We start from the raw sequence: 9,864 nt of genomic DNA, 5'->3' as shown, positions 1-9,864 counted from the left end.
GCTGCTCCTACAAAGGATGCGTCAGGCGAGCGATATCTGTTCTTTGCGCACAGCACCGCCCGACATCCCCCGACGGCTCAAGGTGTAACCCCGGCGGGCCGGCCACAGCGCAGTTCCAGCACCTGGGCCAGGCGCTCTACCGCCTGTTGCAGCTCACCCGGGTGATTACCCAGCCACGCCATCGCCAGGCACTGCTGGTAGCGCCCCTGCAGGCTGAACTGCTCGCCCGGCATTGCATGCAGCGCTGAACCCGCCAACGACGCGGCAATATCCGCCCATGGCAGCGGCTGGCGAAAGCGCACCCACAGGGTCCGACCGCCCTCCGGCATTTCCAATGCCACCCGCTGGCCAAACTGCAGCTGCAGCTCACGCGCCAGGCATTGCATACGCTTTTGCAGGTCCGTGCGTAGCCGCACCAGTTGCGTCTCGATCTCGCCTTTGCCCAACATGTGCGCCAGCGCTTGCAGGCGAAGCGGTGCAAGCCGAAACGCACGCTCCGCGAAAGCCTTGGCCAGCCCGGCATCATGGCCCAGCAAGTAGGCATAGGGCGCCTCGCTCCCCACTGCGGCATCGAACGCCCCCATCACCAATAACCAGCGGGGGTCGACCCAATCGCGCAGGCGCATATTCGGCGGCCCGCTGTAACAGTGCTCACTGTCCAGGTCGTTTTCCAGCACCCATACAGAGTGCTGCCCAAGCATCTGGCCAAGCTGCTGCTGATAGTGCGGTGATACCAGCCGCCCCTGCGGCATGCCAAGGCACGACGGCATCACGAGCATGCACACCGGCTCGTTATCCAGTAGCCAGGCCAGGGCGCGCAGGTCCGGGTTGCCGCAGGTATCCAGTGGTACCTCCAACACTCGCATGCCGGCGCGGGCCAACGCGCGCAGTACCTGCCAGCAACAGGGCGAGTGCACCACCACGGTTCCTCCTTGCACGGCCAAGGCCGCCAGCAAGGTCTCCAGCAACGCCTGCACATCCGGAGCCAACTGAACGTCATCGGCACGCCAGTACCGATTGGAGGAACGGGTATAGCGTTCTGCGACGGCATTGCGCAGGCGGGCGCTGCCGGGCGCGTCCCAAGGGGCACCATTGTGCGTGCGCTGACGTGCCAGGCGCCGTTCGTGGCTGAGCAGGGTTCGCTCCAGCATCGGCTGTGCCGGCAGGGGTGCCTGCAGAGGCATGGCCGCGGCAGCATCCTTGGCAGTGCCCTGTACGTAATAGCCCGACCTGGGCAGGCATTGCACGCGGCCCTCTTCTTCCAGCAGGCTGTAGGCACTCTGTACGGTGGCCAATGACACCCGCAACCGCCGGGCCAACTCGCGCAACGACGGCAAACGGCAGGGGCCACTTCGTGGAGCCTGGTCGATCAGGGCTTCCAGGTAGCGATAGACCTTGCGATAGGCGAACTCTCCGGCGCCCGATTGCTCCATCAAGGCGGCCCCGCATGACCACGCCGCCGCCCCGCTGCCCGCCGCGGCAGCAACCTCAGCTGTACATCGCGACGGGCCAGATGGCTCATCAGGCGCCAGGAGGCCAGCGGCAGGCCCCCGCCATAGATCAACCTGAGTTGCCCCAGCGGCAGGCCGCTGGTGTTCACCAGCCAGTTTTTCACCGCTTCAGGGCAGGGTTTACCCTGCAAGGCCCGATGCAGATATGGCAGCGCCACCAGCATGTCGGCATGCCAGCACTGCAGAAAACGCTCCAGGTTCTTCCCCTGCCTGGCAAACGGGCTGAACAGCAGGCACACCTGTTGGATCTGGTTGATGCCGTATGCCCTGCCGAACTGCAGTTGATGCACATCGCGCCGCTTGTTGGCGCCCGGCTGGCCAGCCAGCCGCAATGCCGGGCGACTTGCCTGCGGTTCGAGACTGCGCGCGTGCAGTTGCTGCAACTGCGCCGGGGCCAACGGCTCGACGAACGCGGCCAATGGCCGGGCGTCCTGGCCCCCCTCGAAGCGGCAACCGAGCATGAGGTCAAGCTGCTGTTCTTCGAGCAACGGCGGCAGCAGGTCGTCAATGGCAATCAACCGCACCGGCGTGTTCTGCGGCGCCGCCCCCACGGCCGGTTCCGCCAGGGCGCTCGATGGGCCCCCGATGCTGCCGTGCAGGCGACTGAGCCCCTGTGCCAGCGTCGCCAGGCACTGGTGCACCGCATGCGACCCCCGCTCCCCTGCCAGGCGCAAGCTGCGCCGTGCCCAGGCAAGGTACCGGCGGCGCTGGCACGCCGGGATGGCGGTGATCAATACATCCGCAGGGGTATGGGCCTGCAGCGCAAAGCCCACCGCGGCCGCCAACTCCAGGTGCAGGCGACTCCCTAGCAGCGCTTCGGGGCTGGCGTCGACCAGGTGACCGAACATCAGCATGGCGTCCCTCGCCAAAAGCCAGCTTTCGGGCGCGGCAGGGGCATGCCGGCTGAACGGCACTACTTCACGCCCCTTGATCATCTGCAGTTGCACCCGCGGGTCATCCTGCAAGAACAGCGCATTGAAGCCGCGCTCATGGCATTCGAGCGTGGCACTGTCAGCCACGGGCAGGCTCACTACCAGCACCCGCAGCTGGAAGGTTACCGGCGCACGCAGGGCGATACTCAGTTGTGCGGCACGCAGCATCGCCAGCAGCCGGGCACTGCGGTGATCGTTGCCTTGCAGCACCAGCAAGCGGTAGGTGCCGATGTATTCTGGCCCGCCTGCAGCAACCAGCAGCCGTTGTATCAACAACTGCAAGGAAGCACGCTGCGCCTGTGACATATGACTGAGCAAGCGCTCGAGTACTTGCTGGTAGATATAGTGCATTGCCTGGTCGTGAATAGCAGTCACGAAATCACCTCATCAACTTCATGCAGCCAGCGCACGTTGATCAGAGAACCTGAACATCAACATGCCCTGAACTTTTCCAGAAGAAATTTCCTACAACTAATTGGAAGTAATGACGTAACCAGTCACTGTCGCCAAGACATCGAGAAAAACGCATCGTAGCGACGCCCCGCCGCTGCCATACACCGCCCTGGCCTGGGCATAGCCATGCTCATTCCACGCTCCTTGCGCAAACTATCATTGAGCCATTATCGAGGGATGCAAGGCGAATAGAAGATACAGATCAGGGTAAAAAAACCATTCAGAAGAAGTGAGAAAACACATTGACCGCGAGGGAATAACAATTCAAGGCAAAAAGCTTGGCGGAATATTTCGACGAACCTCCGAGTGATCGTTTAAATATAATCCGCGTCTCCTTTTTTTGTAGGAAAATTCTTTTTTAAACATCAATCATTCTGTACCGGGCACAAAAAACCCGGGACTCTGCCCGGGCTTCCTGATGACGCAAACCGCTGTCAGTGTTGCGCCATGTCCAGCACCACGCGCCCGCCGCATGGGCATTGGTCCATGTAGCGATGCGCCTCGACCACCTGCTCGAACGGGTAAACCTTGATGATCTGCGGTGTCAGCAACTGGTCGGCAGTGAACTGGTTGATATCGCGCAAGGCGCGCTGCAGCGCCACCTGGTCCTGGCTGATACCCAGCTCCGGCTTGCCGGTGAAGTTGCCGATGCAGTGCACATAGAACTGGATGTTCTTCTGGAACGCCGCGCAAGCCGGGAATGGCGTCTGATTCCCGCCTTGCAGGCCATACAGCACCAGGCTGCCGCGCGGTGCCAGTACATCGCCGAGCAGCGACATCTGCGGCCCACCCATGCCATCCAGGACCATGTCCACACCACGGCCATCGGTGTACTTGCCAACCTGCAGCAGCAGGTCCTGCTCTTCGGTGACAATAACCTTGTCGGCGCCCAGGCCCAGCAGGTACTCACGCTGTTCCGGCTCCTTGGTGGCGGCGAACACCTTCAGCCCCAGGGCCTTGCCCAGTTGCACGAAGGCAGGGCCCGCGCAGTGGCTGGCATCGGTGACCAGCGCCGTCTGCCCGGCTTTCGCCCGGGCCAGGTCGACGTAGGCGAAATACGCGATCAGCAGCGGCGTGTAGTGCACGCTGGCCTCGATCGGGGTAAGCACATCCGGATAACGGGTAATGGCCGAACGCGGCAGCACGATGACATCGCCATACACCGGGTGGTCGTTGGCACTGGTGGCCGGGAAACTGGCAACCCGGTCACCCACCGCAATATCCTCGACCCCTTCACCGACCGCGGTCACCACCCCGGCCATCTCGTGGCCGATCCCCGCCGGCAGGCGCGCCTGGGACGGTGCCAGGTTCTGGCGCCAGAGCACGTCATACCAGCTGACGCCAACCGCCTCGACGCGGATTTGCACCTCGTCGGCAGCAGGTGACGGTTCGGCCTGCTCCTCGCAACGGAGCACATCGGCAGCGCCGAACTTGTGGAAACGGATCATGCGGGACATCGCATACCTCGCCTTTGTGAACCTCTAATTACCACGGACTTTATCCGGGCTTTGCCGGTTAGACCATCAGTGGTCATTAATAGTCGACATGCCTGTCATCGATTGGGCACCTGACTTTCCCTGCGATTGGTCCCCCTAAACCCGTGCAGGGTACCAGCCTTTGGCCTTAAGATTCACCTCTGCCCCACTTCAGGCGAAGCTCACCGATGAATCGAAACGACCTGCGTCGCGTAGACCTCAACCTGCTGATCGTGTTCGAAACGCTGATGCACGAACGCAGCGTGACCCGTGCCGCGGAAAAACTGTTCCTCGGCCAGCCCGCCATCAGCGCGGCGCTGTCACGCCTGCGCAACCTGTTCGACGACCCGCTGTTCGTGCGTACCGGCCGCAGCATGGAGCCCTCGGCCCGGGCCCACGAGATCTTCGCCCTGCTGTCCCCGGCGCTGGACTCGATTTCCACCGCCGTCAGCCGCGCCGCCGAATTCGACCCGGCCACCAGCAATGCGGTGTTCCGCATCGGCCTGTCGGACGACGCCGAATTCGCCCTGCTGCCGCAGCTGCTCAAGCGCATACGCGCCGAAGCGCCGGGTATCGTGCTGGTGGTGCGCCGGGTCAATTACCTGCTGATGCCGACGCTGCTGGCTTCGGGCGAGATCTCGGTGGGGGTCAGCTACACCAGCGAGCTGCCAGCCAACGCCAAGCGCAAGGTGCTGCGCCGCAGCATGCCGAAACTGCTGCGCGCCGACAGCGTGCCCGGCGCCATCACCCTGGACGACTTCTGCGCGCGGCCGCATGCGCTGGTGTCGTTTGCCGGGGACCTGTCGGGGTTCATCGACGAGGCGCTGGAAGAGATTGGCCGCAAGCGCCATGTGGTGCTGGCGGTGCCGCAGTTCAACGGGCTGGGGAGCTTGCTGGCGGGCACCGACATTGTCGCTACGGTGCCGGACTACACGGCGGATGCGTTGACCGCGGCGGGTGGGTTGCGGGCCGAGGATCTGCCGCTGGACGTGCGCAGTTTCGAACTGCACATGGCCTGGCGCGGGGCGCAGGACAATGACCCGGCGGAGCGGTGGTTGCGGTCGCGGATACAGATGTTCTTCGGGGATCCCGATAGCTTGTGACCGACTTCCATCAAGATCCGCAAAAATCAATAAAATCAGTATCTTAACCTGAGTCTACATCTAAGGCCGTCCGTCGTATTCCGCTCATTTCCAATACGCCTGCGGGTATATTTTGGGGTACTTTTTCCGTTTCGAAAAAAAGTACCCGCACATGACGACTTCCCTCCCCACGCCTGCATTGCGGCGTAAACTCAGCGATGCCTTCTTGCGTGCCATTGCTGACCCCGGCAAGTACGCCGACGGCGAGGTACCCGGTCTTTACCTGCATGTTCAGGCCTCGCAGAAGTCGAACAAGCCTGCAGCAAAATACTGGCGGATGAGGTATCGCCTGAACGGCAAGGAGAACGTGTACGCGATTGGCCGTTATCCCGACATTGGCTTGAAAGACGCCCGCGACCTGGCCCGAGCCGCGCGCCAGAACGTAGCTCATCACGTCGCCCCGCTGAAGGCCAAACGCAAGAAAATCGCCGAGCAGCTACTTAATGAGGAACGCTCATTCAGTTACGTCGCCGAACAGTGGCTGGCCTTCAAGTCACACGACCTCGTGAGCAAATCCCTCGCGGGCTTTCGCGGCGCTTTGAACAATCACATCCTGCCCACGATCGGCAACATTCCCGTCAGCGAGATCAAACTGGACCACATCATCGAGATCATCGCTACCTTGCGCCGAGCACGCACACTGGCCATGGCCAAGCGCGTGCGTACCATCATCCGTGCCGTGCTCGGTTTCGCTGAGGGCCGCGGCTGGGTGGAGCGTAACGTGGCCCTGAGCAACACCGAAGAGCTCAAGGTTCGCCATGTGGTGACCAGTAATCCAGCGATCGAACGTCCAGCCGATTTGGGTCACCTTCTGCTTCGTCTGGATGAGCTCAGCCCGAGCAGCGTGAGCATGGCGATGCGTTTGCTGGTCATGCTGCCGGTGCGCCCCGGCGAGCTGGTGAAAATGCGTTGGGAAGACATCGATCTGGTCAGCGCCGACTGGCGCTATGTAGTAGGGAAAACACGCCATCTGGATAAGAGCAAACACATCGTGCCACTGCCGGAGCAAGCCCTTGTGCTGTTGCGTGAACTACATGAACGGCGGGTGGTGGATGAAGCGGGCAATGGCTGGGTCTTTGTATCGCCGGTCTACCCAGGCTATCCAGTGGACGCCACATCCCTGGCCAAGGCCTACCAGCGGATCTGGCCGGAATACCGCATCACTGCGCACGGTTTCCGCGCCACCTACCGCACTATCGCTCACGAGCATTTAGGTATCGATCCGATTGTACTGGAGTTGTCGTTATCGCACCGCATGCCAGGTGCACTGGGTGCCGTGTATGCCCGCGCGCAATTGCTGCCGCAGCGTCGGGAGGCCGCACAGCAATGGACGGATTACTTAGATCGGTTACGCAAAAATGCTGCACTCGCTGAGTAAGTTCAGGTGCGCATGCGGGGGTTGAAGCACTGTTGAGAACGATGAGTGCGAAGCGGGAAACGAGACTCGCATCGGGCTTGCGAGCTGTTGAAATCTAAGAGCTTTCAGCCATCCCAAAATTGGGAATGGCCTTAATTCTGGACTCATTCTTTAAGGGTTGCAACGGGAGCGCATATGGTGCAGGGGAAGCTCAGGACTGAATACCCGTCTCACGGCTCAAAGGGCGCTTACCCCAGTGACTGGAATCATCGGATACCCTGCAATAACTGATTTATCACTTGCTGAACCAACTCATCCGACATAGTGCAAGGACGGCTAGAACGCGGCTCATCGTTCAAACGTAGCAGTCCCTATATTGAGAAGCATTGTCATCAGCGTAACACCAAATCCTTGTTGGCACCCAAGCGCTGAGCAATGTCTTTGTCTGACCTGCCAGCCGCATACGCAAGGATTATCTCAGCACGCAGGCGAGTATCTTGGGCGCCCCTGCGGAGCTTTACCCGGCGTAACAGGTCCGCTTTTCGGATTTAGAAAGAACAATAACAATTGCTGGTCGACCCATGTCGATACACAAATCTTGATGAATTATTATCTACAGAGCCCAGCTAAAAATTTTCAGCAGTATTTCTGAAACACCACATTAGGGTTTGGAAAGCTTCACCGCATTGGCGAGCATGTATACGAAGGATATGCCGAAGTTCCCAACGACAATAGATGACCATGGCCTTGAAACCCTAACAGAGTCAAGCTGCCGTAAGTTCAGCCTCAACTTGGCAAACGGCGCTTTCGACCAGGTACCAACCCCAGAACCAGAACACAGCCCAGCAGAATTACTAGGCCGCCTACCATTTGAAGCAGGTTCAGTGCTTCGTTGAGGAACAGTGCACCAACCACGACCGCAACCAGTGTTACAACGAACTCGACGCTGATTGCCCGGGTGGCGCCGATGCGCTCTACCAATCCGAAATACAGCACATAAGTGGTGGCACTCATCAAGCAGCCACTGACCAATAGATACAGCCAGTCAATAGTCTGAGGCACCTGCGTAATGGGCACCAACAGTAATAGTGGCAGCGTCAAAACCCCTCCGCAGAGGAAAGCTCCGCCCGTCACCGTCCACGGGTCATCACCCCGCAAGTGCAGGCTTGCATAGTTACTACCGTATGCCGCGCTGACACAACCGAGAAGTAAAGCAATGCAGCCGTGAATGAAATCAGCGGTGACTGCTTGGGCCGGAAAACCGACCAGCATGACGATTCCTACTAAACCCAAAAGCAACCCTACTAGGCCTTGGGAAGAAATCTTCTCCAACCCCCATATGCGGCCGATGATCATCGAGAATAGCGGAATGGTTGCCACAAAGATTGCCGCCATGGCTGTACCAACACGTGGAGTACCATAGGACAGGCCGATCAGTTGCCCTGCCACAGTGGTTGCTCCGACTACCAGCAAGGGTTTGAGCAGCGCTCGCAGGCGCAATGCTCGTCCAAATAGGAACCCGATGATCGCCAAAGTGCTGCCGGCAATCAGCGCACGTAAACTGACCGCACCAACCCATCCGAACGCATGCACGACCTTCAATATAACCAGAAAGGAAAGTCCCCAGGCGATGGCTAGGAACATGTAGGTGGCGATATCGCGCTGTTGCATTAAAAAGAGCCTATACGGTGGAAAAAACGCGTAGTTTACCACGATTCGCTTTTTGGGGTTGCCAGTCGGTTGGGATGTAGGCAGAGATCCCTGCAGAATAACCTTCTACGCATCGAGCCTTTTCTCGCACCGTACTGACCATCGGATTAGGGCAGGCAGTACTATTTCGGTATAAAGGCCCATATCGGCACCAGTGTCGGTGCCGATGCTCAGTCAGATTGAATGAACCGCACAATGGCTGCTTGGACTCCGGAGTTCCGCCCCAATTTCGGAGAGTTTTGGCGACAGCCCACTTCAGGGCTACGAAAACCTAGTGCGGCGCTCAAAAAACCACCTCGGCGTTTTTTGTGGATTAGTCACGAGGAGAAAGATGAATTCCAGCGATCATGCATCGTACCGAGCCGCCAGCCATCTCGATGGTAGGCACTTGTAAGGGAACCAACCTGGCCGAGTGTTCGATTCGCTGCTTCTGTGCATGCGTGAGGCTGTTGAACGCCCTGCGTGACAGAGCCAGGATTCGGCCGTCACGCCCTGAAAGCTCGATAGCGTTACCAGCAAACTCGCCGATCTGCTGGTGAGTCAGGTCGATGACATCTCGCCCTGATTCCATCAGTCGCATGCGCACTTCTTCAGCACGTGCTTTGTTTGTGAACGTCTCGAAGCCCACCAGCGCGAACTCGGTCGCCACGCACATCAGCACGTTGGTGTGGTAGATCGGCGCCCCCTTCACGTCCGCGGTATCGAACACCATCGGCTCGAAATTGAAGTGGGTGCTGAACCGTTCCAAGGCAATCGGGTCAGCTCGGTTCGAGCGAGCAGTGTAAGCGACCCTGGACATGTGGTCGAACACCATGGCCCCAGTGCCCTCAAGGAACAGTTCATCCTGCTCAAGCCCCGAGTAGTCGATCACATCCTGAACCCGGTACTCCTGCTTGAGCATCTCAATGACGTCCACTCGTCTTTCCCTTCGACGATTCGGGGAGTACATGGAGTAAATCGCCACATGGCCGCCTGGGTGGGTCGAGAACCAGTTGTTCGGGAACACGGAGTCAGGGGTGTCGTTCTCGCCAAAGTCATCAAACAGGTGAACCCGCACACCCTCAGCTTCAAGTCGGCGAGCGGCCTGCGTGACTTCGTCCCGAGCGATCTCGGAGAGTGTTTGAGCGGCGATATCTGAGTTGATGCTCTGGAACGAGTTATCTGCTGCCGTTTCCGGGTTGGGGGTGAAGGCATGTGGCCTGACCATCACCACCGCTGCAGGTGCTTGAATCGAACGCGTAGGAAATGCCATCTCGAAATTCCGATGTGTGTCTGATCTTGGAG

General features: G+C 59.7%; 8 protein-coding genes. 2 read left to right on the top strand and 6 right to left on the bottom strand.

What is annotated here, in order from left to right:
* Positions 1–77: 77 nt before the first annotated feature.
* The 3 genes from WM94_RS22945 to WM94_RS22935 form a co-directional block, all read right to left on the bottom strand.
* Positions 78–1,433 carry an aminotransferase class I/II-fold pyridoxal phosphate-dependent enzyme gene (locus tag WM94_RS22945; RefSeq protein ID WP_061552162.1) on the bottom strand — a complete coding sequence of 452 codons (1,356 nt, stop codon included), beginning with the start codon at positions 1,431–1,433 and terminating at the stop codon, positions 78–80.
* Entirely contained in the window at positions 1,433–2,818 is a 1,386-nt protein-coding gene (locus WM94_RS22940) for a hypothetical protein (RefSeq protein WP_061552161.1), read from the bottom strand. Before WM94_RS22940 ends, WM94_RS22945 begins: the two co-directional genes overlap by 1 nt.
* A gap of 512 nt (positions 2,819–3,330) precedes the next feature.
* Positions 3,331–4,353, bottom strand: coding sequence for a zinc-dependent alcohol dehydrogenase family protein (locus WM94_RS22935; protein ID WP_015270146.1), 1,023 nt, complete (start codon positions 4,351–4,353; stop codon positions 3,331–3,333).
* Between the two features lie 206 nt (positions 4,354–4,559).
* Between WM94_RS22935 and WM94_RS22930 the strand changes: the two genes are divergently transcribed.
* Both WM94_RS22930 and WM94_RS22925 read left to right on the top strand, forming a co-directional pair.
* Positions 4,560–5,474 carry a LysR family transcriptional regulator gene (locus tag WM94_RS22930; RefSeq protein ID WP_013972367.1) on the top strand — a complete coding sequence of 305 codons (915 nt, stop codon included), beginning with the start codon at positions 4,560–4,562 and terminating at the stop codon, positions 5,472–5,474.
* 151 nt (positions 5,475–5,625) lie between these two features.
* On the top strand, positions 5,626–6,891 hold the full coding sequence (locus tag WM94_RS22925) for an integrase arm-type DNA-binding domain-containing protein (RefSeq protein ID WP_038409467.1): 1,266 nt from the start codon (positions 5,626–5,628) through the stop codon (positions 6,889–6,891).
* Between the two features lie 371 nt (positions 6,892–7,262).
* On the opposite strand, the gene WM94_RS31225 is transcribed toward WM94_RS22925, so the two are convergent.
* The 3 genes from WM94_RS31225 to ctlX form a co-directional block, all read right to left on the bottom strand.
* Entirely contained in the window at positions 7,263–7,358 is a 96-nt protein-coding gene (locus tag WM94_RS31225; RefSeq protein ID WP_371264042.1) for a hypothetical protein, read from the bottom strand.
* A gap of 298 nt (positions 7,359–7,656) precedes the next feature.
* Positions 7,657–8,541, bottom strand: a complete 885-nt coding sequence (locus WM94_RS22920; protein ID WP_038409466.1) for a DMT family transporter — start codon at positions 8,539–8,541, stop codon at positions 7,657–7,659.
* Between the two features lie 352 nt (positions 8,542–8,893).
* The gene (ctlX, locus tag WM94_RS22915; protein WP_013972363.1) at positions 8,894–9,832 is read right to left on the bottom strand and encodes a citrulline utilization hydrolase CtlX; all 939 of its coding nucleotides are present in this window, start codon (positions 9,830–9,832) and stop codon (positions 8,894–8,896) included.
* Positions 9,833–9,864 lie beyond the last annotated feature (32 nt).

The organism is Pseudomonas sp. ABFPK (assembly GCF_001586765.1).
Lineage (GTDB): Bacteria > Pseudomonadota > Gammaproteobacteria > Pseudomonadales > Pseudomonadaceae > Aquipseudomonas > Aquipseudomonas asiatica.
The sequence above is the reverse complement of the archived record's forward strand: the minus strand, read 5'-3'. Positions and strand labels throughout refer to the sequence as shown.

What these genes read in the sequence shown, in the direction of transcription:
- WM94_RS22945 (WP_061552162.1), bottom strand. Translation starts at nt 1,433, where the DNA reads ATGGAGCAATCGGGCGCCGGAGAGTTCGCCTATCGCAAGGTCTATCGC.
- WM94_RS22935 (WP_015270146.1), bottom strand. Translation starts at nt 4,353, where the DNA reads ATGTCCCGCATGATCCGTTTCCACAAGTTCGGCGCTGCCGATGTGCTC.
- WM94_RS22930 (WP_013972367.1), top strand. Translation starts at nt 4,560, where the DNA reads ATGAATCGAAACGACCTGCGTCGCGTAGACCTCAACCTGCTGATCGTG.
- WM94_RS22925 (WP_038409467.1), top strand. Translation starts at nt 5,626, where the DNA reads ATGACGACTTCCCTCCCCACGCCTGCATTGCGGCGTAAACTCAGCGAT.
- WM94_RS22920 (WP_038409466.1), bottom strand. Translation starts at nt 8,541, where the DNA reads ATGCAACAGCGCGATATCGCCACCTACATGTTCCTAGCCATCGCCTGG.
- ctlX (WP_013972363.1), bottom strand. Translation starts at nt 9,832, where the DNA reads ATGGCATTTCCTACGCGTTCGATTCAAGCACCTGCAGCGGTGGTGATG.